At 74.0% G+C, this 25,562-nt stretch carries 18 protein-coding genes; 12 read left to right on the top strand and 6 right to left on the bottom strand.

Annotation, left to right across the window (positions count from 1 at the left end; translation table 11 throughout):
• Window positions 1–3: 3 nt before the first annotated feature.
• Together ACFZDL_RS07120 and ACFZDL_RS07115 are read right to left on the bottom strand one after the other, a co-directional pair.
• On the bottom strand, window positions 4–1,371 hold the full coding sequence (locus ACFZDL_RS07120; protein ID WP_391190590.1) for an extracellular solute-binding protein: 1,368 nt from the start codon (window positions 1,369–1,371) through the stop codon (window positions 4–6).
• A 100-nt stretch (window positions 1,372–1,471) separates the two neighbouring features.
• Window positions 1,472–2,569, bottom strand: a complete 1,098-nt coding sequence (locus ACFZDL_RS07115; RefSeq protein ID WP_353593281.1) for a substrate-binding domain-containing protein — start codon at window positions 2,567–2,569, stop codon at window positions 1,472–1,474.
• 279 nt (window positions 2,570–2,848) lie between these two features.
• Between ACFZDL_RS07115 and ACFZDL_RS07110 the strand changes: the two genes are divergently transcribed.
• On the top strand, window positions 2,849–3,340 hold the full coding sequence (locus ACFZDL_RS07110) for a hypothetical protein (protein ID WP_353593280.1): 492 nt from the start codon (window positions 2,849–2,851) through the stop codon (window positions 3,338–3,340).
• Window positions 3,341–3,415: 75 nt separating this feature from the next.
• Window positions 3,416–3,967, top strand: a complete 552-nt coding sequence (locus tag ACFZDL_RS07105) for a methylated-DNA--[protein]-cysteine S-methyltransferase (RefSeq protein ID WP_353593305.1) — start codon at window positions 3,416–3,418, stop codon at window positions 3,965–3,967.
• Between the two features lie 16 nt (window positions 3,968–3,983).
• On the opposite strand, the gene ACFZDL_RS07100 is transcribed toward ACFZDL_RS07105, so the two are convergent.
• Window positions 3,984–6,029 (bottom strand): NAD-binding protein, encoded by a 2,046-nt coding sequence (locus ACFZDL_RS07100; RefSeq protein WP_353593279.1) that lies wholly within the window; start codon window positions 6,027–6,029, stop codon window positions 3,984–3,986.
• 333 nt (window positions 6,030–6,362) lie between these two features.
• Between ACFZDL_RS07100 and ACFZDL_RS07095 the strand changes: the two genes are divergently transcribed.
• Genes ACFZDL_RS07095 through ACFZDL_RS07085 form a run of 3 tightly spaced genes read left to right on the top strand, consistent with a single transcriptional unit; the run spans window position 6,363 to window position 9,866 of the window.
• The gene (locus tag ACFZDL_RS07095; RefSeq protein ID WP_353593278.1) at window positions 6,363–7,775 is read left to right on the top strand and encodes a family 2B encapsulin nanocompartment shell protein; all 1,413 of its coding nucleotides are present in this window, start codon (window positions 6,363–6,365) and stop codon (window positions 7,773–7,775) included.
• 16 nt (window positions 7,776–7,791) lie between these two features.
• Window positions 7,792–8,955, top strand: coding sequence for a family 2 encapsulin nanocompartment cargo protein terpene cyclase (locus ACFZDL_RS07090; RefSeq protein WP_391190587.1), 1,164 nt, complete (start codon window positions 7,792–7,794; stop codon window positions 8,953–8,955).
• A gap of 5 nt (window positions 8,956–8,960) precedes the next feature.
• On the top strand, window positions 8,961–9,866 hold the full coding sequence (locus ACFZDL_RS07085) for a geranyl diphosphate 2-C-methyltransferase (protein WP_353593277.1): 906 nt from the start codon (window positions 8,961–8,963) through the stop codon (window positions 9,864–9,866).
• Window positions 9,867–9,906: 40 nt separating this feature from the next.
• Here ACFZDL_RS07085 and ACFZDL_RS07080 read toward each other — a convergent pair whose 3' ends face one another.
• Both ACFZDL_RS07080 and ACFZDL_RS07075 read right to left on the bottom strand, forming a co-directional pair.
• On the bottom strand, window positions 9,907–11,325 hold the full coding sequence (locus ACFZDL_RS07080) for an MFS transporter (protein ID WP_391190585.1): 1,419 nt from the start codon (window positions 11,323–11,325) through the stop codon (window positions 9,907–9,909).
• A 53-nt stretch (window positions 11,326–11,378) separates the two neighbouring features.
• A complete protein-coding gene (locus ACFZDL_RS07075) occupies window positions 11,379–12,527 on the bottom strand; it encodes an XdhC/CoxI family protein (RefSeq protein WP_353593275.1) in 1,149 nt (382 codons plus the stop codon).
• A 46-nt stretch (window positions 12,528–12,573) separates the two neighbouring features.
• Between ACFZDL_RS07075 and ACFZDL_RS07070 the strand changes: the two genes are divergently transcribed.
• From ACFZDL_RS07070 to ACFZDL_RS07040, 7 genes are all read left to right on the top strand, one after another.
• A complete protein-coding gene (locus tag ACFZDL_RS07070) occupies window positions 12,574–13,152 on the top strand; it encodes a (2Fe-2S)-binding protein (RefSeq protein ID WP_353593274.1) in 579 nt (192 codons plus the stop codon).
• A complete protein-coding gene (locus ACFZDL_RS07065; protein WP_353593273.1) occupies window positions 13,149–14,150 on the top strand; it encodes a xanthine dehydrogenase family protein subunit M in 1,002 nt (333 codons plus the stop codon). Before ACFZDL_RS07070 ends, ACFZDL_RS07065 begins: the two co-directional genes overlap by 4 nt.
• The gene (locus ACFZDL_RS07060; protein ID WP_353593272.1) at window positions 14,147–16,291 is read left to right on the top strand and encodes a xanthine dehydrogenase family protein molybdopterin-binding subunit; all 2,145 of its coding nucleotides are present in this window, start codon (window positions 14,147–14,149) and stop codon (window positions 16,289–16,291) included. The genes ACFZDL_RS07065 and ACFZDL_RS07060 overlap by 4 nt, the downstream gene beginning before the upstream one ends.
• A 10-nt stretch (window positions 16,292–16,301) precedes the next feature.
• Window positions 16,302–16,934, top strand: a complete 633-nt coding sequence (locus tag ACFZDL_RS07055; RefSeq protein ID WP_353593271.1) for a TetR family transcriptional regulator — start codon at window positions 16,302–16,304, stop codon at window positions 16,932–16,934.
• Between the two features lie 141 nt (window positions 16,935–17,075).
• Complete coding sequence (locus tag ACFZDL_RS07050) at window positions 17,076–19,445, top strand: glycosyltransferase (RefSeq protein ID WP_353593270.1); 2,370 nt, start codon at window positions 17,076–17,078, stop codon at window positions 19,443–19,445.
• Complete coding sequence (locus ACFZDL_RS07045; RefSeq protein WP_353593269.1) at window positions 19,442–20,686, top strand: acyltransferase; 1,245 nt, start codon at window positions 19,442–19,444, stop codon at window positions 20,684–20,686. The genes ACFZDL_RS07050 and ACFZDL_RS07045 overlap by 4 nt, the downstream gene beginning before the upstream one ends.
• Window positions 20,687–20,790: 104 nt before the next feature.
• Window positions 20,791–21,702, top strand: coding sequence for a siderophore-interacting protein (locus ACFZDL_RS07040; protein ID WP_353593268.1), 912 nt, complete (start codon window positions 20,791–20,793; stop codon window positions 21,700–21,702).
• Window positions 21,703–21,731: 29 nt separating this feature from the next.
• Here ACFZDL_RS07040 and ACFZDL_RS07035 read toward each other — a convergent pair whose 3' ends face one another.
• A complete protein-coding gene (locus ACFZDL_RS07035) occupies window positions 21,732–25,259 on the bottom strand; it encodes a BTAD domain-containing putative transcriptional regulator (RefSeq protein WP_353593267.1) in 3,528 nt (1,175 codons plus the stop codon).
• Window positions 25,260–25,562: the final 303 nt, after the last annotated feature.

Below are 25,562 nucleotides of genomic sequence, written 5' to 3'. Positions count from 1 at the left end.
GGCTCAGCCGGTGGTGACCGACAAGCCGAGGCTCTTCAGGTCGGGCATCGTCTTGTTCTGGGCCTCGCGCAGGGCCTTCAGGATGTCGCCGCTGCCGACACCGGCCTTCGCGAGCCCGTCGTCGCCGGAGGTGGTGGTCGAGACCATCCGCGGCCCCCACTTCCAGGTCGGCGAGATCAGCTCGGCCTGCTGCTGGAAGAGGCCGAAGATGTCCTGGCCGGAGTAGTAGCTGGTGTTCATCTCCTTGCGGGCGACCGGGACCAGCTCGGGCACGGCCGGGAAGGCGCTGCTGACACCGCTGGCGAGCTTGGCGCGCAGCGCGTCGGGGCTGGTGACCATCCAGGAGATGAACTCCATGGCCTCCTTGGGGTGGTGACTGTCCTTGGTGACCATGAAGGTCGAGCCGCCCTGGGTGGACACCTTCGGCTTGGCCGGGTCCCACTGCGGCACCGGCGCGATGGCCCATTTGCCCTTGCCGTCGGGGGTGGACGCCATCATGGACCCCGCGGCCCAGGCGCCCGCCAGATAGCCGACCGTCTCCCCGCTGCGCAGATGCGCCCGCCACTGCTGGCTGGACCCGGGCTCCACGCGGACCAGGTCCTCGTCCATCAGCCGCTGCCAGTACGCGGCGACCTTGCGGGTGGGGGCGTCGTCCATGGTGATGCGCCAGGTGTCGTCGGCGGTGTCGTACCACTGGGCCCCGGCCTGCCAGGCGTACGCGGCCATGTAGAGCGTGCCGCCGGTGGTGAAGAGGCTGGCGATACGGGAGCGCGGCTGGGCCTTCTTGAGCTTGCGGGCCGAACTCTCGAACTCCGCCCAGGTCCTGGGCACCGGGATGTGGTTCGTGGTGAAGATGTCCTTGCGGTACAGGAAGACCATCGGCTCGATGTCCACCGGTACGGCGTAGGTGCGCCCGTCGAAGGTGGTGAGGTCCAGCGCCTGCGGCAGGATCTTGCGGCGCACCGAGTCGGGCAGCAGCTTGGTGATGTCCCGGGGCACGCCGTCGATGGTGAAACTGGGCAGCTGGGGGTATTCGATGGTGGCCACATCGGGGGAGTTGCCGGCGCGCGCGGCGTTGCTGAGCTTGGCCCAGCCGCCCTGCTCTCCCGAGGGGACCTGCTGGAAATCGACCTTGATCTTGGTGTGGGTGCGGTTGAACTCGTCGACGACCTCCTGACTGCCGCGCAGCGCCGACCAGAAGGTGAGGCGCACGGGGCCGTCGCCGACGGTGTCGGACCCGCGGCTTGCAGACAAACCTGAGCAGCCCGCGCTGCTCGCCAGAATGAGGGCGAGCAGGGTGAGCAGTGCCGTTGTTCCGGCCGTGGCCCGGCGTCGGGTTGCCGGGCGTCCTGGGCGTCTATGGCCAGGCATGGACCCTCCCCTGATTGAACGGTGGAGTCAGGGGAATCCTGATCGCTTGGCCGAAAAGACGTCAATACATCGAACAGAAGAAACGAAAGCGGTCAAACGATCAGAACGGTCGGTGCGTCGCGGGCGCCGTGGACTCCCGGACCACGAGCGCCGGCAGCAGCTCCAGATGGCGGGTGGCGCCGGGCCGCGTGCCCTCGCGCGCCGCGTCGAGCTGACGGCGCAGCACATCCAGCGCGGCGCGCCCGATCTCCGCCTTCGGCGGGGCCACGGCGGTCAGCGGGATATGCCCCATGTCGGCGACCACGTCGTTGTACGCCACCACCGAGCAGTCCCGCGGCACCTCGATGCCGGCCTCCTGGAGCCGCTGCAGCAGCACCAGCGCGTCCATGTCGCTGTGGATCAGCGTCGCCGTCGCCCCGGTCTCGCGCAGGGCCTGTGCCAGATCGGCGGCGCCCGCGTCGGTGACGCTCGGATCGGGGCCCGCGGTGCGCGAGCTGAGGATCGTCACGCACCCCTCGGCCATCTCGCGGGCCGCGGTCTGCGCGGCGAACTCGGCGCGGATCACCCGTGCGGTGGGGCTGTCGTCGCGCGCCGCCAGCACGATCCGCCGGTGGCCCAGGGAGAGCAGATGGTCCAGGGCCAGGTGAACGCCGTGGCCGTGGTCGGCGCGGACCGAGTCCAGGCCGTAGATGGCGCTGCCCCGCTCGGGGCGGCGCTCCACCAGCACCACCGGCACATCCAGGGCCGACAGCCAGGCGTGGTCCGCCACCGCCTCCGCCGCCGTGCGCCAGCGCGGGGCGAGCAGCAGACCGCGCACCCCGGCGTCCAGCGCCTGGCGGACCGCGCGGTGGCCCGCGCCCGGCTCGTCGGCGGCGATGTGCAGCGCCAGCCGCAGACCCGCCTGTTCGGCGGCCTCCCGGGCCCCCTGCACGGCCTCCGTCAGATAGGTGTTGCGCTCGGGGACGACCATGCCGACCGCGTCGCCGGTGCCCCCGCCGGGCTCGGGCAGCGGCCGCAGCGAGCGCGCCACCCCGTGGCCGCGGCGCAGCTCCCCGCGGCGCGCCAGCTCCTCGATGTCCCGGCGCACCGTGACGACGGAGACCCCCAGCTCATCGGCGAGATCGGTGATCCGCGCCAGCCCGCGGGCCTCCACGAGTCCCACGATCCGCGCCTGCCTGCCCCGTGCCGGCTCCCGCATGCCCCACCGCCTGTCTCCGCCGTCCGCGCCGGTCACGGGAGACCGGTTGCGCCCGGCGTGATCGGCTTTTCCAGAACCCGGCCATAGTAGCGATCATTCGATCAGTACCGAGCGGCCCCCGGGGCGCTGCCGACGGCCGGAGGAAAAACGACGAGGTGGTGAACGAGACGTTGAACGGGAGGGAGCCGGAGCACGTACCACCCCTTGTGCGCCGGTGCACGGCGCGCGACGCCGACCCGACAGCGGCCCAGCAGCCGCCCGACGCTTGGAGATCCGATCGTGAACGAGCCGGCTACCCCTCCCGTACAAGCTCTCCCGGGCGGAGAAGCGGAACTCCGCCTCGTGCTCCATCTGTCCTGGGAGGACATCGCCAGGCTCGGCCAGGAGGCCGGCCGGCTGGCCGCCCAGCTGCAGCGCCCGGTGAGCCTCGACGAGGCCGTCAGCCACCGGCTGCGCGGCCGGCCGGCCCCCGCCGCCCACGCCAAGCCCGCCCACCAGGACCGCGGCCAGCCGCTGGCCGCCCCCGCCCCGGCCCCGGCCCCGGCCGCGCCGCTGACCGCCCGCTCCCCCGGTGAACAGGCCCGGCAGGCGATCGAGAAGATCAACGGCTCAGTCCAGCCCTACCAGGGCGCAGCGGAGACCACGGGCGCACCGCCCGGCCCGGCCCCCGAGGCGATCCCGAGCGACGCCCGGGGCATCCTGGAGCGCCCCACCCGCCCGCCGTCCTCCGTCAACGGAACCGGCGACCACGGCCAGCTGCGGGGCGCCTGACGGCTGCCGGCCCCGTACGGCACCCGGCCCGGGCCGGTTGTCTGTGGGGCCCAGTAGGGTCGCCGGGTGAGCGTGATGTGGGTGACCGTGCAGACGCCGCTTCCCACCGGGCGGATGCGGGTGGGCGTGACCGACCGGGGCGTGGCGGCGGCGGCCTACACCCCGCAGGGCGCGGCCGGGTTGCCGGCGGGGCCGCTGATATCCGAGGCCTCCGGCGACCGCAGGGCGGCGGCGGTAATCAACCGCTTCGCCGAGTACTTCGCCGGGCGGCGGCGGGAGTTGGAGCTGCCACTGGACTGGCGGCTGATGTCCGGGGCCCAGGAAACCGTGCTGCGTACGCTCCAGCGGACCGTCGGGTTCGGACGCACCATCACCTACGGCGAACTCGCCGAGCGTAGCGGGGCGTTCGAGGCGGCGGACCCGGAGCAGCGGGCGCTCGCGGCGCGCACGGTGGGGTCGATCATGGGCTCCAATCCGATCTCGCTGCTGGTGCCGTGCCACCGCGTGGTGGCCGCCGACGGCATCGGCGGCTTCGGCGGCGGGGAGGCGGGGCTCGCGGTCAAGCGGTGGCTGCTGACCCTGGAGGGTGCTTTGGCGCCCACGCTGGACTGGGCGGGCCCGTCCTGACGCGAAAGGCCCTGTCTCAGGCCGGGCCAGGGGTGGCGGGCCGCGCGGCGGGGTCCGTACGGGCGTCCGTACGGGCGTCCGTACGGGCGGGCACCGGCCCGCGCCCGAGGAGTTCGCCCAGGCCCTGGCGGGTGGCGGCCAGCACCACGCGGTCCTGGGGCCGCAGGACGTAGTCCGGCGGCAGGTCCCACACCAGGCCGCGCTGCCGCCCGCTGCCGTCGTCCGGGGGCGCCACGGCCAGATCGCGGAAGCCGCCGTCGGCGTCCGCGGTGTCCAGCGCGACCACCCGCCAGGCGCCCGGCCGGAACGCGTCGGCGACCGTGCGGCCCGCCAGCTGCGGATGGCCCGCGACCGGCAGCGCGGCGAAGAGCAGCACTCGCCGCTCGACCGGCACCGCGCCGATGATCTGGCGTCCCATCATGGCGCCCGCGAAGGCCGGGGCCGCCAGGGTGGACACGCTGCGGCTGCGGGTCAGGGCGTGCGGGTGCGCGGCTCTCAGGGTGCGGTAGACGGCTCTGGCGAAGCGGTCGTCGTACAGCCGCATGGCCACCCGCAGGCCGGGCTCGAGCGAGCGGGCGTACAGCGCGGCCTCCAGGTTGGTGGTGTCGGAGCTGGTGACCGCGAGCAGCGCGTGGGCCCGTTCGATCTTGGCGGCCTCCAGCACGCCCTCCTCCGTGACGTCCCCGAGGACGGTGGGCACCCTCAGCCGACGGGCCAGCGCGATGCCGCGCGCCTGGGGGTCCTCCTCCACGCACACCACCGGGATGTCCAGCTCCCGCAGCCGGGCCAGCACCCGGGTGCCGACCTTGCCGAGACCGAGCAATACGACATGGCCGGACAGCCCCCGGGGCGGCCGGCGCAGCGCGGACGCGGTCCGGAAGGTGCCGAGCCCCTCCAGCGCGGCTGCCACCAGGACGGGCAGCAGCATCAGGCCGACCAGCCCGGACAGCAGTTGCAGGATCTGCCGGGCGAGCGGCTCGCCGAGCGCGGGGTCGCCGGTGCCGAGGATGTCGAGCAGCGTCAGATAGGCGGCGCGCAGCGGGTGTTCCCCGGTGATCTGCCAGGACGCGACGGCGAGGGCCACCAGCGCCGCGGCGAACCCGGCGATGGTCCGCCGCAGCCGGCGGGAGAACAGCGAGCCGAGCGGCACGCCCCGGCCGCCGAGCCGGCGCGGGGGCAGCGCGGGGCCGGTGTGCGAGACGGCCTCCAGCACCACCGTACGGCGCCCGGTCGCGGCGGCCACGTCCTGGTCGTCGGGCAGCATGCGCGGCCCTTCGGCCCCGCTGCTGTCCGAACCCTCCTGGCCCGCCGGGTCGTTGGTGGTCGAGGAGAGCAGGGCGAGGGTGCACAGCCCGGGGTCGGCGATCTCGTCGCGGCCGGGCGGGGTGTGGATGGCGGCCCGCAGCAGCAGGCCGTCGGCCTGGATCACCTTGCTGGTGCCCGCGACGGCGGTGGCGGCGAGCGCGGGCGCGGCGGTGTCCGCGTCCGACAGGACGGTGGTCGAGGCGTCCAGGTCCGCCGCGTCGAGGCCGGGGTCGGCGACCGCCGCGGCCTGGTCGAGCAGTTCCCGCAGATGCTCGCCGAGCTTGCGGTTGTAGAGGCGGATCACCAGCCGCAGCCGGGGGTTGAGGCGGCGGGCGCGCAGCGCCGCATGGATGTTGATCTCGTCGTCGTCGTAGACCAGCGCGAGGGCGGCGGCCCGGTCCACCCCGGCCTCGGTCAGCACCTCGTCGTCCGGCTCGGCCGCCTCCAGGACGCGTATGCCCGCGCCCGAACGCGCGGCGGCGGGCTCCGGCGGGGACAGCGACGGGCGGCCCACGGCCGCCGTCACCCGCCCGAAGAGCGCCGCCGCCCGTGCCCGCCCGCGCCCGGCCCCCGGCACCGCGCTCCGCACCGGCCGTGGCTCCCAGGCGGAGGGGGTGGCGGGGATGACGACGGTCACCTGTTCCCCGTAGACGTCCTTGAGCTCGGCGGCGAGGCGGTGGGCGAGCGCGTCGTCGCCGCAGACGACCATGTGCCGGCCGGGCGGTTCCGCGGACGGCTGCTGGGGCAGGGTGGGCATGCTGGGCGTCTCCTGTGCCGCTCGGCGGTTCCGGCCGGGCTCGCGTGGGGTGTCATGACCACGGCCGTCCGTTGATCATCACGGTACCCCCGGGGCCGCATTGGGCAGACCGGCCGACCGTGTCCGAATATCGTCGGTGACCCAGGCAAACATTATGACGGGTCAGATCATCGGATCGAGTTAATGGCAACGGCTTCCCCGGGCCCGCCGGGCGTATCGGCCGTTACTGTTCCCCGGGATCTGGACGGATTCCCGGATGCATCCCCCTCCTTTCCTCTTTCCCGGTGGCGCGCACGCACGCGGCCACCGCCCGTACGAAGGAGAGTTCGCCCGATGACTGTTGACACCAGCCCGGAAGCACAGCCGGAGCCGCCTCGGCAGTCCAGCCTGAGTACGGCGGCTGCCCGTAACCTCGCCACCACCACCAAGTCCGCCCCGCAGATGCAGGGCATCACCTCTCGCTGGCTGCTGCGGACGCTCCCCTGGGTGGAGGCCAAGGGCGGCACCTACCGGGTGAACCGCCGGCTGAGCTATACGGTCGGCGACGGACGCGTGGAGTTCGTCCAGGACGGTTCCGAGGTCCGGGTGATCCCCCGCGAGCTCGGCGAACTGGCCCTGCTGCGCGGCTTCGAGGACGTGGAGGTGCTGACCGCGCTCGCCGACCAGTGCGTCCAGCGCGACTTTCGGGCCGGCGAAGTGCTGGTCGAGCGCGGTGCGCCCGCCCAGCAGATCCACCTGATCGCCCACGGCCGCGTCAGCCAGACCTCCGTCGGCAAGTACGGCGACGAGCTCACCGTCGCCGTCCTTGCCGACGGCGACCGGTTCGGTGAGAGCGCCCTGCTGGACGGGGACGCCCGGTGGGACCACACCGCCACCGCCGAGACCGCCGGCACCCTGCTCACCCTGTCCCGCGCCGACTTCGCCGCCGTACTGTCGACGGCGCCGAGCCTCCAGGCCCACATCGAGCGGTTCAGCTCACGCCTCCAGCAGCGGCAGACCCGTCATGGCGAGGCCGAGATCGCGATGTCGGCCGGCCACACCGGCGAGCCCGAGCTGCCCGGGACGTTCGTCGACTACGAACTGAATCCGCGCGAGTACGAGCTCTCCGCGGCGCAGACCATCCTGCGGGTCCACACAAGGGTCGCCGACCTCTACAACGGGCCGATGAACCAGACCGAGGAACAGCTCAGGCTCGTCATCGAGGCGCTGCGCGAGCGCCAGGAGCACGAGCTGATCAACAACCGGGAGTTCGGTCTGCTCCACAACGCCGATTTCAAGCAGCGCATCCAGACCCACTCAGGCCCGCCCACCCCGGACGACCTCGACGAACTGCTCTGCCGCCGCCGCGGCTCCAAGTTCTTCCTCGCCCACCCCAGGACGATCGCGGCGATCGGACGTGAGTTCAACTCCCGCGGGCTCTACCCGAACCACGTCGACCTCGGCGGGCAGCAGGTCCCGGCCTGGCGCGGCGTCCCCATCCTGCCCTGCAACAAGATCCCCATCACCAAGGAGAACACCAGCTCGATCCTCGTCATGCGCACCGGCGAGGACAACCAGGGCGTCATCGGTCTGCGCCAGACAGGCCTGCCGGAGGAGTACGAACCGGGCCTGTCGGTGCGTTTCATGGGCATCGACGAAAAATCGATCATCTCCTATCTCGTCACCACCTACTACTCCGCCGCCATCCTTGTGCCGGACGCGCTCGGCGTGTTGGAGAACGTGCAGATCGCCAGCAGGCACGACTAGCCAGAAGGAGCCTTGGATGCCCGCCCCCGAGCCTTCCCCCCCGCAGTCGAGCCTGCCTGCGGCTGCCTCCCGCTTCGAGGCACCGAGCACCGTCCTGGAGCGGATCCTGCGCGGCCCCAGCGGCCTGGGCACGGCCAGTCTGCACCTGGCCCGGCGCGAGGAGGCGCCGGCGCCGCCGGAGCTGCCGGCAGCCCCGGCGGAAGGCAACCCCGTCCCGGGCCTCTACCACCACCCGGTGGCAGAGCCCGACCCCGCGCGGGTGGAGGAGGTCAGCCGCCGGATCAAGGCCTGGGCGCTGGACGAGGTCGATCTGTACCCCGAGGACTGGGAGGACCAGTTCGACGGCTTCTCCGTGGGGCGCTACATGGTCGCCTGCCATCCGGACGCTCCCACCGTCGACCACCTGATGCTCGCCACGCGCCTGATGGTCGCCGAGAACGCGGTGGACGACTGCTACTGCGAGGACCACGGAGGCTCGCCCATCGGCCTCGGCGGACGCCTTCTGCTGGCGCACACCGCCCTCGACCCCCTGCACACGACAGCCGAGTACCAACCGCAATGGGCGCGGTCGCTCCACTCGGACGCGCCCCGCCGCGCCTACCGCTCCGCCATGGAGTACTTCCTCCAGGCGGCCAGCCCCTCCCAGGCCGACCGGTTCCGGCACGACATGGCCCGTCTGCACATGGGGTACCTCGCCGAGGCCGCCTGGGCCCAGACGGACCACGTCCCCGAGGTGTGGGAGTACCTGGCGATGCGCCAGTTCAACAACTTCCGCCCCTGCCCCACCATCACCGACACCGTCGGCGGCTACGAACTGCCCGCGGATCTGCACGCCCAGCCCGCCATGCAGCGGGTCATCGCGCTCGCCGGGAACGCCACCACCATCGTGAACGACCTGTACTCGTACACCAAGGAACTCGCCGCCCCCGGCCGGCACCTGAACCTGCCCGTGGTGATCGCCGAACGTGAGGGCATCTCCGAACGCGAGGCCTATCTGAAGGCGGTCGAGGTCCACAACGAGCTCATGCACGACTTCGAGGCCGAAGCCGCGGCCCTGGCCGCCACCTGCCCCGTCCCCGGCGTGCAGCGCTTCGTGCGGGGCGTGGCCGTGTGGGTCGACGGCAACCACTACTGGCACCAGACCAACACCTACCGCTACAGCCTGCCCGACTTCTGGTGAGAAGAATGGACTTATCCGTGACCAGCGCCGATCTCTCCACCGTCGCCACCTCCACCGGCTCCTCCGTGTTCATCCCCGGTCCGATGACGCCCTACCAGGGGGACATCGCCCGCTACTGGGACGGCGAGGCCAGGCCCGTGAACCTGCGTCTCGGCGATGTCGACGGCCTCTACCACCACCACTACGGCATCGGCGAGGTCGACCACGCCGCCCTCGGCGACGCCGGCGACAGCGCATACGAGAAGAGGCTGATCGCCGAGCTCCACCGCCTGGAGTCGGCGCAGGCCGAACTCCTCCTGGACCACCTCGGCCCCGTTGAGCGCGACGACACGCTCGTGGACGCCGGGTGCGGCCGCGGCGGCTCGATGGTCATGGCCCACCAGCGCTTCGGGTGCAAGGTCGAGGGCGTCACGCTGTCGGCCAAGCAGGCCGACTTCGCCAACCGGCGCGCCCGCGAACTCGGCATCGAGGACTACGTCCACGCCCGCGTCTGCAACATGCTGGGCACGCCCTTCGAGACCGGGCAGGCCGCGGCCTCGTGGAACAACGAGTCGAGCATGTACGTCGACCTGCACGACCTGTTCGCCGAGCACTCCCGCATCCTGGCGGTCGGCGGTCGCTATGTGACCATCACCGGCTGCTGGAACCCGCGTTACGGCCAGCCCTCGAAGTGGGTCTCCCAGATCAACGCGCACTTCGAGTGCAACATCCACTCCCGCCGGGAGTATCTGCGCGCCATGGCCGACAACCGGCTCGTACCGCAGGCCGTCATCGACCTCACCCCCGCGACCCTGCCCTACTGGGCGCTGCGGGCCACGTCCTCACTGGTCACGGGCATTGAGGAAGCGTTCATCAACTCCTACAAGGACGGCTCCTTCCAGTACGTCCTGATCGCGGCCGACCGCGTCTGACCGCCTGCCGGCTCAAGGGCGCGCCGGGCCCGGCGCGCCCTCAGCCGGTGTAGCGCCGGAAGGAGGGGACCGCGGCGGTCAGGGCGAGCATGATGACGGCGACCAGCAGGCCGCCCGCGGTCACCGCCGCCCGGGGGCCGAACAGCGAGCCTGCCGTGCCGTGCAGCAGGTCGGCCAGGCGCGGGCCGCCGGCCACCACGACCGTGAAGACGCCCTGCATCCGGCCGCGCATGTCGTCGGTGGCGGCCGACTGGAGGATCGCGCCGCGGAAGACCATGGAGACCATGTCGGCGACCCCCGCCACGGCCAGGAAGGCCGCCGCCCACCACAGTCCGCCGCTCAGCCCGAACCCGGTGATGGCCAGCCCCCACACCACCACGGCGGCGCTGACCATCAGCCCGTGCCGGCGGGCCCGCGAGAAGGTCCCCGACAGCAGCCCGCCGGCCACCGCCCCGATGGGGATCGCCGCGAACAGCAGCCCGAGCGCGAACCCTTCGCCCCAGGGTGCGTATGTGCTCGACGCCAGCTGCGGGAACAGCGCCCGCGGCATGCCGAAGACCATCGCGACGATGTCCGCGAGGAAGGACAGCAGCAGCACCCGCTGCGCCACGATGTAACGGAACCCGTCCGCCACCTCCCGACCGGCGGCCCGCCGCCGGGCGGGCGCCTTGCCGTCGCCGGCCGCGCCGCCCGCGTCCAGCGGGGGCAGGGCGGGCAGCCGCCATACGGCCCACAGGGTGAAGCACAGCGCGACGGCGTCGATCAGATACAGCGTGGACAGGCCGATGAGCGGGATCAGCGCCCCCGCCAGCAGCGGCCCCAGCACCATGCCGGTCTGCGCGACGGTGGACTGCAGGGCGCCCGCGGCGGGCAGTTCCTCGGCGGGGACGAGTCTGGCTATCGAGGCGCTGCGGGCGGGGAAGTTGATGCCGAACAGGCCCTGCTGGGCGGCGAGCAGCACCATCAGCAGCGCCACCGAGTGGATCCCGGCGGCGGACTGCGCCCAGAACAGCACCGAGATGACGGCGATGCCGACGCCCGTGACCAGCATCAGGGTCCGCCGGTCCACCCGGTCGGCGACCGCGCCGCCCCACAGCGCGAAGACCACGAGCGGCAGCAGCCCCGCGAAGCTCGCGTAGCCCACCCAGGCCGAGGAGCCGGTGAGGTCGTAGACCTGCTTGGGCACGGCCACCGCGGTGAGCTGGCTGCCGATCGTGGTGATGGAGGTGGACGCCCACAGCCGGCGGAACGGACGGTGCCGCAGGGGCCGCACATCCATGACCCACCGCCGCCACCCCTTCGCGGCCGATCTCTGCCCGCCCGGCCCGTTCCCGCCCGGCCCCTTCCCGCCCGGCCCCTTCCCACTCGGTCCCGGGGGCGGGCCCTCCCGCGCCGGGCCGTTCTCCTCCTCGGTGTTTCTCGCGGTCTCCACGGCTGACTCGATTCCCCTTACATCCATCTTCGGAAACGGACCCATTGTGGCCCCGGCCCGCCCCGCGCCGTACGGCCGTCTCAGCCCTCGGCCGCCGGATGGATCTTCCCGGTGCGCGAGGTCAGGCGGGTGCCGCTGCCGCCCCAGCGGTCGGCGACGATCTCGGCGGCGATGCTGACCGCGGTCTCCTCGGGGGTACGGGCGCCCAGGTCGAGGCCGATGGGCGAGGCCAGACGGGCCAGCCGGTCCTCGCCGAGGCCGCGCTCGCGCAGGCGGCGCAGCCGGTCCTCGTGGGTGCGGCGGGAGCCCATGGCGCCGATGTAGCCGAGCGGGAGGCGCAGCGCGACCTCGAGCAGGGGCACGTCGAACTTGGGGTCGTGGGTGAGGACGCAGACCACGGTCCGCTCGTCCAGCCGGCCCGCCTCCGCCTCGGCCCGCAGATAGCGGTGCGGCCAGTCGGCCACGACCTCGTGCGCGTCGGGGAAGCGGCGCCGGGTGGCGAAGACGGGCCGGGCGTCGCAGACGGTGACGCGGTAGCCGAGGAAGGCGCCGATACGGGCCAGTGCCGCGGCGAAGTCGACGGCGCCGAAGACCAGCAGCCTGGGCGGCGCGGCGTGGGCGGACACGAACAGGGTGAGCTCCTGGCCGAGGCGCCGGCCGTCGTAGCCGTGGCGCAGGGTGCCGGTGCGCCCGCCGGCCAGCATGCCGCGCGCGGCCTCGGCGGCCGCCGCGTCCAGCCGCTGGGAGCCGAGCGACCCGGTGGTGCCGTCGGGCCGGACCACCAGGCGGCGGCCCAGTCTGCCCGCGGGGTCGGGGCCGTCGACGGCCACGCAGGTCACCTCGGCCACCGGCGCGCCGGCCCGGATCGCCCGGGCCACCTCGCCGTACTCGGGAAACCCGGTGGGGTCGATCCGCTCCACGTAGATGTCGATGACTCCGCCGCAGGTCAGCCCGACCGCGAAGGCGTCGTCGTCGCTCACCCCGTAGCGCTGGAGCACCGGGGTGCCCGAGGCGGTGACCTCCTGGGCCAGTTCGTAGACCGCGCCCTCGACGCAGCCGCCGGAGACGCTGCCGACGGCCGAGCCGTCCGGCCCGACCAGCATGCTCGTGCCCGGTGGCAGGGGCGAGGAGCGCCAGGTGTCCACGACGGTGGCACGGGCGAAGGGCTCGCCCGCCCGCCACCACCGGTACGCCTCCTCGGCCGCCGGCGGCGTCTCTGCCTCTGACATGTCTGAAATACCCTCAACTCATGTAAGAGATTGATACATTGGATGTATGAGCCTCTCACATTCGTCTCCGAGTAGCGACATCACTTTGCGTGTCAACGGCGCCGATCACGCCCTGACCGTGGACAACCGGACCACCCTGCTTGATGTGTTGCGCGAGCGGCTGGGCCTGACCGGCACGAAGAAGGGCTGCGACCACGGGCAGTGCGGCGCCTGCACCGTCCTGATGGACGGCGAGCGGGTGAACAGCTGTCTGATGTTCGCGGTGGCGGCCGAGGGGCGGGAGATCGTCTCGATCGAGGGGGTGGCGGATCTCGCGCCCGGCGCGGAACTGCACCCGGTGCAGCGCGCCTTCCTCGACCACGACGGGCTGCAGTGCGGCTACTGCACCCCGGGCCAGATCTGCTCGGCCATCGGGGCGCTCGCCGAGGCCCGGCGCGGCTGGCCGAGCCAGGTAACCGTAGACACCGCCACCGACACCGCCACCGCCACCGCCACGGGCGTCGCCGCACTGGACCGCGAGGAGGTCCGCGAGCGGATGAGCGGCAATCTGTGCCGCTGCGGCGCGTACGGCGGCATCGTGGAAGCGGTCCTGGAGGCGGCGGGCGCGGACGGGGGCGCGCGATGAGGGAGTTCACGTACGTGCGGGCCGGCGACGCCGCCGAGGCGGCCGCGCTGGTGGCCGAGCGGCCCGACGCCGTGTATCTGGGCGGCGGCACCAACCTGGTGGACCTGATGAAGCTCGGCGTCGCCGGTCCCGGCCTGGTCGTGGACGTCTCGCGGCTGGACCACGACCGTATCGAGCACCGCGCCGACGGCTCGGCGCTGATCGGCGCCGCGGTGCGCAACGGCGAGCTGGCCGGCGACCCGGGCGTCCGGGAGCGTTTCCCGCTGCTGTCGCAGTCGCTGCTGGCGGGCGCGTCGGGGCAGTTGCGCACGGTCGCCACGGTGGCGGGGAATCTGCTGCAGCGCACCCGCTGCGGCTACTTCCAGGATGTGACCAAGCCCTGCAACAAGCGCGAACCGGGCTCGGGCTGTCCCGCGATCGAGGGCGCGCACCGCGAGCTCGCGATCCTCGGCACCTCCGAGCACTGCGTGGCAGGCCACCCGTCCGACATGGCGGTGGCGCTGGTCGCGCTGGACGCGGTGGTGCGGCTGCGCTCGGCGGACGGCGCCACGCGCACCGTCCCGGTGGAGGAGCTGTACGTGCTGCCCGGGGACACGCCGCAGCGGGAGACCGTGCTGGCCCACGGCGATCTGATCACCGCCGTGGAGCTGCCGGCGCCGCCGCCGGGCGCGTCGATGGTCTACCGCAAGGTGCGCGACCGCCGCAGTTACGCCTTCGCGCTGGTCAGCGTCGGCGCGGCGGTGAGCCTGGACGAGGCGGGCCGGCTGGCGGACGTCCGGATCGCGCTCGGCGGTGTGGCGCCGCGCCCGTGGCGGGCCCGGGTGGCGGAGGGCCTGTTGCGGGGGCGGGTCCCGGACGAGGAGGCGCTGCGCGAGGCGGCGCGGGCCGAGCTGGCGGCCGCCCGTCCGCTGCCGGACAACGGGTTCAAGGTCGATCTGTCCGTTGATCTGATCGTCGCCGCCATCCGCGACCTGGTCGCGAGGAAGGACCGCGCATGACCACCGTCGAGCAGACGATCGGCGCGCCGCTGACCCGTGTGGACGGGCCCCAGAAGGTCACCGGGGAGGCGCGTTACGCCTATGAGTTCCCGACCCCGGACATCACCTATGTGTGGCCGGTGCAGTCGACGATCGCCCGCGGCCGGGTGACGGAGGTGGACGCGTCCGCGGCCCTCGCCCTGCCGGGTGTGCTGACGGTCCTGGACTCCGGCAACGCCCCGCGGCTGGACGCGGACGCCGAGGTGAGCGCCGACCTGTTCGTGCTGCAGTCCCCCGAGGTGGCCTACCACGGCCAGATCGTGGCGGCGGTGGTGGCCACCTCCCTGGAGTCGGCGCGCGAGGCCGCGGCGGCGGTGCGGCTGAGCTACGCGCCCGAGCCGCACGACGTGGTGCTGCGCGCCGATGACGAGGCGGCGTACGTCCCCGAGCGGGTGACCGACGGCGGCCCCGGGTTCGAGGAGCGCGGCGATGTGGAGCGCGCGCTGGCGGCCGCCCCGGTGCGCACCGACGCCACGTACACCACCCCGGTGGAGCATCCGAGCCCGATGGAGCCGCACGCCACCATCGCCTCCTGGCAGGATGGCCGGCTGACCCTGCACGACTCCAGCCAGGGCCCGCACATGGCCGCGCAGTTGATGGCCGGGCTGTTCGGGCTCGACCCGGACGCGGTGGAGGTGATCGCCGAACACGTCGGCGGCGGCTTCGGGTCCAAGGGCATTCCGCGCTCGCCCGCCGTCCTGGCGGCGATGGCCGCCCGGGTCGTACGGCGGCCGGTGAAGGTCGCGCTGACCCGGCAGCAGATGTTCGCGCTGGTCCCCCACCGGGCGCCGACGATCCAGCGCGTCCGGCTCGGGGCCGAGCGGGACGGCCGGCTGACCGCGATCGACCACGAGTCGGTGCAGCCGCGGTCGAGGATGCTGGAGTTCGCCGACCAGACGGTGTCCTCGACGCGGATGATGTACGCGGCGCCGGATGTCCGCACCACCGTGAAGGTGGCGCCGCTGGACATCATGACGCCCGCCTGGTTCCGCGCGCCCGGCCACACCCCGGGCATGTTCGCGCTGGAGTCGGCCATCGACGAGCTGGCCGTCGAGCTGGGCATGGACCCGATCGAGCTGCGCGTCCGCAACGAACCGGAGCTGGACCCGGGCTCCGGCAAGCCGTTCAGCAGCCGCGGCCTGGTCGCGTGTCTGCGCGAGGGCGCCGCGCGGTTCGGCTGGGAGCGGCGCGATCCGGCGCCGGGGGTCCGCCGGGAGGGGCGCTGGCTGGTCGGCACCGGTATGGCGGCCTCGCACCACCCCGACTACACCTTTCCCTCGACGGCCACGGCGCGCGCCGAGCCGGACGGGTCCTTCGTGGTGCGGATCGGCGCGGTCGACATCGGTACGGGCGCGCGTACCGCGCTCTCACAGGTGGCGGCGGACGCGCTCGGGGTGCCCCTGACCCGGCTGCGGCTGGAGATCGGCCGGGCGTCGCTGGGCGTGGCGGCGTTCGCGGGCGGTTCGATGGGCACGTCCTCGTGGGGCTGGGCCGTCCACAAGGCGTGCCGCGCGCTGGTGGAGGAGGTGCGCGGCTACGGGGGTGTCGTCCCGGACGGCGGCCTGGAGGTGGTGGCCGACACCACCGAGGACCTCCAGAAGCGGGCCGACCTCTCGCGCCACACGTTCGGCGCGCAGTTCGCCCAGGTGCGGGTGGACGGCGACACCGGCGAGATCCGCGTCGACCGGATGCTGGGGGTGTTCGCGGCCGGGCGGATCCTCAGCCCCACGACGGCCCGCTCGCAGTTCCTGGGGGCGATGACGATGGGGCTCTCGATGGCGCTGCTGGAGGTGGGCGAGAGGGACCCGGTGTTCGGCGACTTCGCCAACCACGACTTCGCGGGCTACCACATCGCCGCCCACGCCGATGTGCCGCGGATGGAGGTGCACTGGCTGGACGAGCGCGACGACCGGCTCAACCCGGTCGGTGGCAAGGGCATCGGCGAGCTGGGCATCGTGGGCTCGGCGGCCGCGATCGCGAACGCCTTCCACCACGCCACCGGGGTGCGGGTGCGCGATCTGCCGATCCGTATCGAGCGCTCGCGCGAGGCCCTGCGGGCGATGCGCGACCTGGCCGGGGAGCGCGGATCGGGCGTCCGGTAAGGTCAGCCGGATGGCACGCAGCGGGGGCAGAGAACGCGGCGCCTACCATCACGGCGACTTGGCCGCCGCGCTGGTCCGGGCGACGCTGGAGATCGTGGACGAGGTGGGGGTGCGCGGCTTCTCCGTGGCGGAGGCCGCGCGCCGCACCCAGGTGAGCCCCGGGGCGCCGTACCGGCACTTCGCCGACCGCGACGCGCTGTTGGCGGCGGCCGCCCTGGAGGTCGCGCGCCGGCTGCGGGCGATCCATCTGCAGGCCATGGCCACGGCCTCCTCGCCCCATGAGCGCCTGGCGATGGTCGCCGGCAGCTATGTGCGCGCCGCGGCCGTCCACCGGGGCGGCTTCGATCTGCTCTTCGCCCCCGGCCTGCGCGCGGACCACCTCGAACTGCGCGACAGCACGCGGGAGTTCATCGACCTGCTGCTGCCGAGCGCGTTCGAGGTGGTGCCCCGGATCAAGGGGGCCAAGGCCGCCGTCGAACTGCTCGAAGCGCTCTCGGCGGTGGCCCGCGGCTATGTCGCGCTCCTGCTCGACGGGATATTCGGCGACCCCGGAGCGGTGGCGGCGGAGGTCGCCGACCGGGCCACGCGGGCGGCCCGCGCCCTCGTGGACGGGTACGGACTCCCGGATACGACCCCTTCATGACAGCCTTACGGTCTTGTACGTGCGGTGTCACAGTGATCCACTGAGACTGGTGTGACCGACCGGCACCCCCACAACTCACCGGTCGGCGCCACTAGTTGTGTTCGGTCCGCCCCCACGATCCGAACAGGATGGGACCCACGTATGCCTGAGCGTCCGGGCCAGGTGCTCACCTCGCACCGCCCCCTGCCCGCCCAGCCCCCACCGCCCGCCCCGCGCCCCACCGGCCATGTGCTGGCCGTCGGCGCGCCGGGGCCCAGACTCGACCGGCTGACCGACACGCTGCGCTCGACCGGGCACGAGGTCAGCCACGCCCTGCCCGGGGACGTCGATCTGCGGGTCCAGCAGGCGCCCCCGGACGCCATCGTCGCGCTGGACGGCGAGCCCTCAGAATATGGCGAGCACGACGGGCACGACGGCCTCGAGGTGATCCGCGAGGTCCGCGCCGTCCCCGCGGGCCGGGCGCTGCCGCTGCTGATGGTCACGGCCGCCCCCGGGCCCACCGGCGTCGCGGACATGCTGCGGCAGGGCGCCGACGACTGCGTCACCGACGCCTTCGCCCCGGTCGAACTGGCCGCCCGGATCGAGGCCAAGCTGCGCAGGGTCCCGGTCCCGGTGGAGAATCTGCTGCTCGACCCGCGCACCGGCCTCTACTCCCGCCCGCACTTCCTGGACGAACTCGGCCGGGAGCTGCAGCGGCCCGTGGCCGGCCGGCGCGCCGGGGTCATGGCCGTGGTGGAAGTGGCCGAGATGGGCGTCCTGGAGTCCCGGCTGGGGCCACGGGTCCGCCGGGAGGTCGCCGAGCGGCTGGCCGGCGTGGCGGAGAAACTGGGCGGCGTCTGCGACCGGTTCGGCTGGGACGACGACGGCCGTCTGCTGATGCTGCTGCCCGGCGTGGACGAGGATGCCGCGCGGCGCAGCCTGCAGAAGTTCGCGGGCACCGTGGCCGGCACCCGGTTCATCGTCGCCGACGAGAACGTCCGGCTGACGCCCGCGATCGGCTGGACCCCGCTGGCCGAGTGCGCCGGCCACCACCAGGCCGTCGAGCAGGCCCGGGACGCGGTGGCCGAGTCGCTGCGCCACCGGGATCTGCGCCCGGTGCGCTACGCGCCGTGGATGCGCGCCGCGCCGCGCCGCCACCGGCGGCGGCGTCCGTTCTCCCTGGCCCTGCGCCCGCTGATATCGGCCCTCTCCCCGGTCCTGGTGCTGCTGCTCGGCGTGGGAGTGCCCTTCGTCCTGTACCAGCGGATGTACGAGCTGGGATGGGACCTGGGGTCGGCGATGTACTGGGTGGTGGTGGCCGGTCTGCTGCTGTCCGCGGCGCTGATCGTGGTGGAGTGTCTTTTCGCGCTCGACTCGGTGGACCGGCCCGAGCGGCCCGCGCAGCCGTATCCCCCGGCCAGTGCCGTGATCGCCGCCTATCTGCCCAATGAGGCGGCGACCATCGTCGACACCGTCGAGTCGTTCCTGCGCCTGGAGTACCCGAACGACCTGGAGATCGTGCTGGCGTACAACACGCCGCACCCCCTGCCGGTCGAGGACACCCTGCGCGAGATGGCCCGACGCGACCCCCGGCTGGTGCTGCTCCCGGTGCCGGGCTCCACCTCCAAGGCCCAGAACATCAACGCGGCGGTGAGCCGGGTGCGCGGCGAGGTGGTCGGGATCTTCGACGCCGACCACCACCCGGCCCCCGGCGCCTTCCGGCACGCCTGGCACTGGCTCTCGAACGGCTATGACGTCGTCCAGGGCCACTGTGTGGTCCGCAACGGCGACAGCTCCTGGGTCGCGGGGCTGGTGGCGGTGGAATTCGAGGCGATCTACGCGGTCAGCCACCCCGGCCGGACCCGGCTGTACGGCTTCGGGGTCTTCGGCGGCTCCAACGGCTTCTGGCGCGCCGATCTGCTCGCCCGCACCCGGATGCACGGGTCGATGCTGACCGAGGACATCGACTCCTCGATCCGCGCCCTCGGCGAGGGCGCGCGGATCGCCATGGACCGCACGCTCATCTCGCGCGAGCTGGCGCCCACCACGCTCAGGTCGCTGTGGAACCAGCGGTCGCGCTGGGCCCAGGGGTGGCTTCAGGTCTCGCTCCGCCACCTGTGGCGGGCCCTGCGCTCCCCCGCCTTCACCCTCCGCCAGAAGCTGGGGCTGCTGGTGCTGCTGGGCTGGCGTGAGGTGCAGCCGTGGCTGACGCTGCAGATCCTGCCGGTGCTGATGTACGCGGTGTGGAAGGCGGGCGGCCCCGGAAGGCTCGACTGGGCGGTGCCGGTCTGCCTGCTGGCCATGCTGTTCACGCTGTCGGCGGGGGTGGTGCAGGCCGCCTTCGCCTGGCGGCTCGCGGTGCCGGAGCTGCGCCGCCGCAGAAGGTGGTTCTGGCGGTATTTCCTGGTGTCGACCGTCTTCTACACCCACTTCAAGAACATCGTGGCCCGGCAGGCGTGTCTGAAGGAGGCGGTGCGGGACCGGCAGTGGCGGGTCACCCCGCGGGCGGCGAAGGAGGCGGCGGACCTATGAGCACGCACACGATGACCGTGAACTCCGTCCCCGCCGAGGAGCGGACCCCGGCGCCACCCCGCCCGCCCAAGGAGGGGCCCACCCGCCGCCCGGCCGGCGAGATCGAGGGCTACCGCGGCCTGGCCGCGCTGAGCACGGTGGTCTTCCACGTCTGGCAGCAGTACCACACCTACGACCGCGGCGGCTCGCATCCGCCGGTCGGCAACCGGTACCTCGGCTCCCTGATCTCCCTGGAGGTCATCGACCTCTTCTTCGTGATGTCCGCGTACCTGCTGACGCTGTCGTACGCGCGCGCCGCGATCGACGGGGGCTCGACCCGGCCCGCCCGGGCGTTCCTGTTCCGGCGGGCCATCCGGATCCTGCCGCTGTACTTCCTCGCCGTACTGGTCGTCTGGGCGAGCCGGAACCCGGAGCTGCCGGGCAACTGGCGGGACCTGGTCGCCCATCTGACCTTCACCCATGTCTTCGACCGGGAGCAGATCTTCTACACCATCGGCCCGACCTGGTCGCTGTCGCTGGAGGTGCTGTTCTACCTCGCGCTCGTCGCCCTCGGGCCGCTGGCGGTGCGCGCCTGCCGGCCCTTTCGCCGACGCGCTACGCGCGTCGCGCTGTGCGCGGGCGGATGTCTGCTGCTGTACGCCGCGCCGCTGGTGTGGATCGCGGTGGCCCGCTACGGGTTCGAGGTGCCGCACACCGACTGGCCGGTGTACTTCGGCCCGCAGGCCCGCTTCGGCGGGTTCGCGGCGGGCATGGCGCTGGCGGTGGTGATGGTCGGCCTCGGGGAGCAGGGGCGGCTGGGCAGGCGTACGGCACCGGCGCTCCAGGTGGGGGCGGTGGCGGGCCTGTATCTGCTGTCTTTGTACTCGGCCCCGGAGAACGCCGCGTTCACCTTCTACCACCCGCTCGCCGCCCTGCTGTGGACGGTGCTGTTGTTCGGCACCCTCCACGTACGGCGGCGGACCCGGCTGCACCGGGCGCTGACGGCCCGCGCGCTGACCTGGTTCGGGCTGATCAGCTACAGCATGTTCATCTGGCACGAGCCGATCATGCTGGCCCTCTACGACGGCGGTCTGCTGCCGGCCGCGGGCCCGGCGGGTTTCCCGCCGGCCGTGGCGGTCGTCCTGGCGGTGGCCACGGTGGGCGCGGTGGTGAGCTACTGGATCATCGAGTATCCGGCGAGCCTGCTGGGGCGACTGCGGGACGGCAGGGGACGGCCGCGCGAGTTTTACGGTGATCTGTAGGCGAGCTGTCGACCGGTTGTAGGGAGCGGCTGGGACCGTCATGGGCACGGGCGGCACACCCGGTGTGCCGCCCGGTCCAAGCCCTACTGCCTTCAGGAGGTTCGGTGCAGCAGTCGTTGCCCGTCCGGTTCATCCAGGTCACCGAGGTCCAGCGGATCACCCCGCGCATGGCGCGCGTGACCTTCGGCGGGGACGACCTCGCCGACTTCGTCTGCGACGCGCCCGACCAGCAGGTCAAGTTGTACTTCCCCAGGCCCGGCCAGTCGGCGCCCATCCTCCCGGAGCCCGGCGCGGACGGCGATGTGATGCGGTGGTACCAGGCGTACCAGGCGATCCCCGAGGACGAGCGGCCGTGGATGCGCAGCTACACCATCCGGGCGCACCACCCGCGGCGCCGGGCGCTGGACATCGACTTCGTCCTGCACGGAGACGGGGACGGGGTCGGGGTCGGAGACGGGTCCGGTGAGGCCGGCCCGGCGACGCGCTGGGCGCGGGCGGCCGAACCCGGCGACACGCTCGGCATGTTCGGCCCCTCGGCGGCCTTCGCCCGCCCCGTGCCGCTCGGCGGGGCCGACTGGACGCTGCTGGCCGGTGACGAGTCCGCGCTGCCCGCGATCGGCACGCTGATCGAGGCGCTGCCCGAGGGCGCCCGCGCGGTGGCGTACATCGAGGTGGCCGACGCGGCGGAGGAACAGCGCTTCACGACCGCGGGCGAGGTGGAGGTGCACTGGCTGCACCGGGGCGGGCGCCCCGCCGGACCGGGCGGGCCCCTGCTCGACGCGGTGCGCTCGGCCGTCTTCCCGCCCGGCTCGGTCTTCGCGTGGCTGGCCGGTGAGGCGGGGGCGGTACGGAGCCTGCGCCGGCACCTGGTCGACGAGCGCGGCATCGACCGGCGGTCGGTCGACTTCACCGGCTACTGGCGGCTGAAGCTCACCCAGGACGACGCCCCGACGGAGGAGGACCTGGCCGAGGCGCGGGAGCGGGTGGCGGACGCCGGGGCGGCGCCGAACGGCTGAGGTGGCCCTTCTTTGAGGGTTCGGCGCCGTCACACGAGGGCGGCGGCCTCCTTCACCGCGAGGCCGCCGCCCTCGGCGTAGGCGCGCTCGTACGTCGGCGCGTCCAGCGCCCGGCGCAGCTCCGTCTCGGCCCGCTGCCGTACCTCGCCCGCGGCCGAGAAGGAGCGGAAGCAGAAGCCCTCCATCGCGGGCCCGTGGTCGTAGGCGCCCAGCAGCCGTGCCCCGTCCTCCGCCGCGCCCAGGTGTGCCTTGGCCCAGGCGGCGCTGAGGAACTGCTCGGCGATCAGATGCGGGGCGACCAGGTAGGCCAGGGTCTCCAGGGCGCGCACGGCCCGCCGGAGGTGGTCCTGGGCGCGCTCGTACGCGCCGTCCAGGCAGTCCAGCCAGCCGTGCAGGCCCGCCGTCATGCCGGTGAAGAACGCCGGGGCGGTGGCCGGAATGGCCTGCTCCATCTGGTCGAGCTGGTCCCGCGCGGCGCCGGTGCGGCCGGTGCGGCCGAGGTGCTGGACCAGGATCAGCCGCGCCGTGTCCAGGGCCTCCCCGGCGTACTGGCCCGACTCCTCCACCGCCTGGCGCAGCAGCCGCTCGGCCTCGGCCGCCTCCCGCGCGTCCCGGGCGGTCTCCAGCCGTACGGAGGCCAGCTTGGCCTTGAGCGCGGGGATCTGGGCGTGGGCGCCGCCCCGTGCGGAGATCCCGATGGCGCGCGCGAAGTCGGTGGCGGCCTCCCCGTACCGGCCCTGCCACTCGTACGCCTCGCCGCGCGCGGACAGCGACTCGGCGATCCCCCACGGGTCACCGGCCCGCTCGAACTGGGCCAGCGCCTGGTCGGCGTCGCCCGCCGACCGCTCCGGGCCGTCCGGGTGGTCGTACCGCAGCCTCGCGCGCAGCAGCAGGACGAAGCCGAGCTCCCAGACGTGTCCGAACTCCCGGCAGCCTTGCACCATGGCGCCCAGGGTCTCGCCGAGGCTCATGGCCCGGCCGGCGAGCAGCTGGGCGGAGAACCACAGGAAGCCCGGCTGACGGCAGGTCTGCGGCAGCCCCGGCCGGTAGGCGTCGACGATCCCGCTCAGATACTCCTGGGAGCCCTCCCGGTACGCCGAGGCGGCGCCCGCCCCGTCGCTCGCGAAGACCATCAGCCGCACGCCGCGCCTGGCCTCCCACAGCTGTTCCTCGGACCAGGGCGGCGCCTGGGCGGTGCAGGGGTCGGCCAGCGGCACGGCGGTCCGTACGGGTGCGACGAAGGGGTCGGGGCCGAGCGCGGCGACGGCGGGCGCCCAGGAGCGGGCGTCCCCTTGGTGGTTGCGCAGCTGCCAGAACCAGCTCATGGACAGCGCCAGGCACAGCGCCTCCTGCTCCTCCCGCAGCTCCACGGCGCGCCGCAGCGCGGCCCGTGCGTTGTCGTGCTCCGCCTCGAACCGCTCCAGCCAGTGCGCCTGCCGCGGGCCGCGCAGCAGCGGGTCGCCGATGCGGACCAGTTCGCGGTAGACCGTCAGATGCCGGCGCTCGACGGCCTCCCGCTCCCCGGCCTCGGCCAGCCGCTGCGCCGCGTACTCGGCGATGGTCTCCAGCAGCCGGTAGCGCATCCCGTCCCTGCCCTCGGGGACGGCGAGCACAAGCGACTTGTCGACAAGGGAACTCAGGATGTCGAGGGTGTCCTTCGGGGTGGGCCCGGCCAAGTCGCTCCGGGCGTCGAAGGCGCCCCCGGCGCAGACGCCCTCGGCGCAGACGGCCCCGGCGCAGACGGCCTCGGCCTCCTCCAGCGCGCAGCCGCCCGAGAAGACGGCCAGCCGCCGCAGCACGGTCCGCTCGTCGTCGTCCAGCAGGTCCCAGGACCAGTCCACCACCGCCCGCAGCGTCCGCTGACGGGGCAGTGCGGTCCGGTGGCCACCGGTCAGCAGCCGGAAGCGGCCGTCCAGCCGGTCGGCGATCTGGCGCGGGGTCAGCGCGCGCAGCCGGGCCGCGGCCAGTTCGATGGCCAGCGGCAGGCCGTCGAGGCGGCGGCAGATCTCCTCGCACGCGGGCCGGTCGTCCGACACCCGGAACCCGGGGCGCACGGCGGCGCCGCGCTCGGCGAGCAGCCGCAGCGCCACCTCGGGCGGCAGCGGCTCGACGGGCCGTACCCACTCGCCCGGCACGCCCAGCGGTTCCCGGCCGGTGGCCAGCACGGTCACCCCCGGGCAGCCGGTGAGCAGGGACTGGACCAGCTCGGCCGCGGCGCCGACCACATGCTCGCAGTTGTCCAGGACGAGCAGCATCCGGCGCCGGCCGCAGTGCTCCACCAGCTCGGCGAGGGGGCCGGGCGCGGTTCCCTCGGCCGCGCGCAGCTCCCGGGCGCCGGGCCCGCGCAGCGCCGTGTCGCGCGCCCCGAGGGCGGTCAGCACCGCCTCCGCCACGGCCTCGCCGCCCCGTACGGGCGCCAGCTCGGCCACCCACACCCCGCCCGACCACGCCCCGCCCGGCCACGCCCCGTCCGCGCCGGACCCGGCCGCCGCCTCGGCGGCCTCCAGGGCCAGCCGGGTCTTCCCGACGCCGCCGGGGCCCATCAGGGTGGTCAGCCGCCGGGTGCGCAACTCGCCGACGAGTCCGCCCAGTTCGGCCTCGCGCCCGACGAAGGTGGTGAGCCGGGGCCGCAGATTCCCCGGCCGATGTCGCCTGCCGCGCCCGGGGAGCTCGTCGAGGTCGGCGGCGCCGCTCACGCCGGGCCATGCCGAACCGTCCCGCGCGGCGCCGTCCCGTGGCCGCGTGCCGCCCGGTCCGCCGGGCCGCGCCGGGCCGCGCGGAGGCGACGGGGCCGCGTCCTCGGCCAGCAGTTCGGCGTGCAGGGCGCGCAGTTCGCCGCTCGGGTCCGCGCCGAGGCGATCGACGAGCCGGAGGCGGACCTCCTCGTACGCCTGCAGGGCCTCGGCACGGCGGCCGGTGGTGCGCAGGGCGCGGATCCACAGGGCCTGCAGCGGCTCGTCCAGCGGCTCCTGGCCCGCCAGCGCCGCGAGTTCGGCCAGGGCGCCCTCCGCGCGGCCCAGCGCCACCTCGGCCGCCAGGCGGTCGCGGCGCGCCTGGGCGTGGCGCCGTTCGGCCCGTACGGCGGCGGGGCCGCCGCGCGAGGCGGGGGACGCCCCTCCGGCCGCGCCCGGCAGATCGGCGAGCAGGGGGCCGCGCCACAGCTTCAGCGCCTCGTCGAGCAGCGCGGCGGCCAGGCGCGCGTCGCCCGCGGCGATCGCGGCGGAGCCCTCCGCCGCCAGCCGCTCGAAGCGGAACAGGTCGATGTCGTCCGGCTCCGCCACCAGGCGGTAGCCTCCGGGCACCGAGGCCACCGCCTCCTTGCCCAGCGCCCTCCGCAACCGGCCCACCAGCGCCTGCACCGCCGCCACTTCGTCGGCGGGCGGCGCTTCGTCCTCGCCCCAGACCCGGGCGGCCAGCTGTGCCGTGGACGCCGGACGGCCGCCGCCCACGGCCAGCGCGCCCAGCAGCGCGCGCAGCCGGGCGCCGCCGAGCGGCACCTCGGTGCCGTCCGGGCGGACGGCCCGGGTGGCGCCGAGGACGCGGTAGCGGTAGGTCACCCGCCCATTGTCCCCGCACCGCCACCCGGGCCGGCCCCTGTCACGCCCCTCACCGCTCCATGTCCCCGCGCGCCGCGCCCCGGCCACCGGCGGGCCGCCTCCAGGCACCGCCCGTCCTTCCGCGGCCCGGCCGCCGGTGCCGGGGGCGCCGACGGTCCCGCGCCCGGGGTCGCCGGCCCCGCAGGCCGGGCGAGCGGCGCCCCGCACGCAGCGCGGGGGCCGCGAGGCGGCGGCTCCCCGGCCCCTGGCCCGGGCCGCGCGCTCACCGATCGCTGACGGCCGGCGTGCCGGCCACCGCGTCCC

The sequence above is a fragment of the Streptomyces sp. NPDC007917 genome (genome assembly GCF_042959105.1).
Lineage (GTDB): Bacteria > Actinomycetota > Actinomycetes > Streptomycetales > Streptomycetaceae > Streptomyces.
Note: the sequence above shows the minus strand (reverse complement) of the source record. Positions and strands in the feature narration are given on the sequence as shown.

What these genes read in the sequence shown, in the direction of transcription:
- ACFZDL_RS07070 (WP_353593274.1), top strand. Translation starts at nt 12,574, where the DNA reads ATGAGCCTCTCACATTCGTCTCCGAGTAGCGACATCACTTTGCGTGTC.
- ACFZDL_RS07045 (WP_353593269.1), top strand. Translation starts at nt 19,442, where the DNA reads ATGAGCACGCACACGATGACCGTGAACTCCGTCCCCGCCGAGGAGCGG.
- ACFZDL_RS07115 (WP_353593281.1), bottom strand. Translation starts at nt 2,569, where the DNA reads ATGCGGGAGCCGGCACGGGGCAGGCAGGCGCGGATCGTGGGACTCGTG.
- ACFZDL_RS07075 (WP_353593275.1), bottom strand. Translation starts at nt 12,527, where the DNA reads ATGTCAGAGGCAGAGACGCCGCCGGCGGCCGAGGAGGCGTACCGGTGG.
- ACFZDL_RS07120 (WP_391190590.1), bottom strand. Translation starts at nt 1,371, where the DNA reads ATGCCTGGCCATAGACGCCCAGGACGCCCGGCAACCCGACGCCGGGCC.
- ACFZDL_RS07105 (WP_353593305.1), top strand. Translation starts at nt 3,416, where the DNA reads ATGTGGGTGACCGTGCAGACGCCGCTTCCCACCGGGCGGATGCGGGTG.
- ACFZDL_RS07090 (WP_391190587.1), top strand. Translation starts at nt 7,792, where the DNA reads ATGCCCGCCCCCGAGCCTTCCCCCCCGCAGTCGAGCCTGCCTGCGGCT.
- ACFZDL_RS07080 (WP_391190585.1), bottom strand. Translation starts at nt 11,325, where the DNA reads ATGGATGTAAGGGGAATCGAGTCAGCCGTGGAGACCGCGAGAAACACC.
- ACFZDL_RS07100 (WP_353593279.1), bottom strand. Translation starts at nt 6,029, where the DNA reads ATGCCCACCCTGCCCCAGCAGCCGTCCGCGGAACCGCCCGGCCGGCAC.
- ACFZDL_RS07065 (WP_353593273.1), top strand. Translation starts at nt 13,149, where the DNA reads ATGAGGGAGTTCACGTACGTGCGGGCCGGCGACGCCGCCGAGGCGGCC.
- ACFZDL_RS07050 (WP_353593270.1), top strand. Translation starts at nt 17,076, where the DNA reads ATGCCTGAGCGTCCGGGCCAGGTGCTCACCTCGCACCGCCCCCTGCCC.
- ACFZDL_RS07085 (WP_353593277.1), top strand. Translation starts at nt 8,961, where the DNA reads ATGGACTTATCCGTGACCAGCGCCGATCTCTCCACCGTCGCCACCTCC.
- ACFZDL_RS07095 (WP_353593278.1), top strand. Translation starts at nt 6,363, where the DNA reads ATGACTGTTGACACCAGCCCGGAAGCACAGCCGGAGCCGCCTCGGCAG.
- ACFZDL_RS07060 (WP_353593272.1), top strand. Translation starts at nt 14,147, where the DNA reads ATGACCACCGTCGAGCAGACGATCGGCGCGCCGCTGACCCGTGTGGAC.
- ACFZDL_RS07055 (WP_353593271.1), top strand. Translation starts at nt 16,302, where the DNA reads ATGGCACGCAGCGGGGGCAGAGAACGCGGCGCCTACCATCACGGCGAC.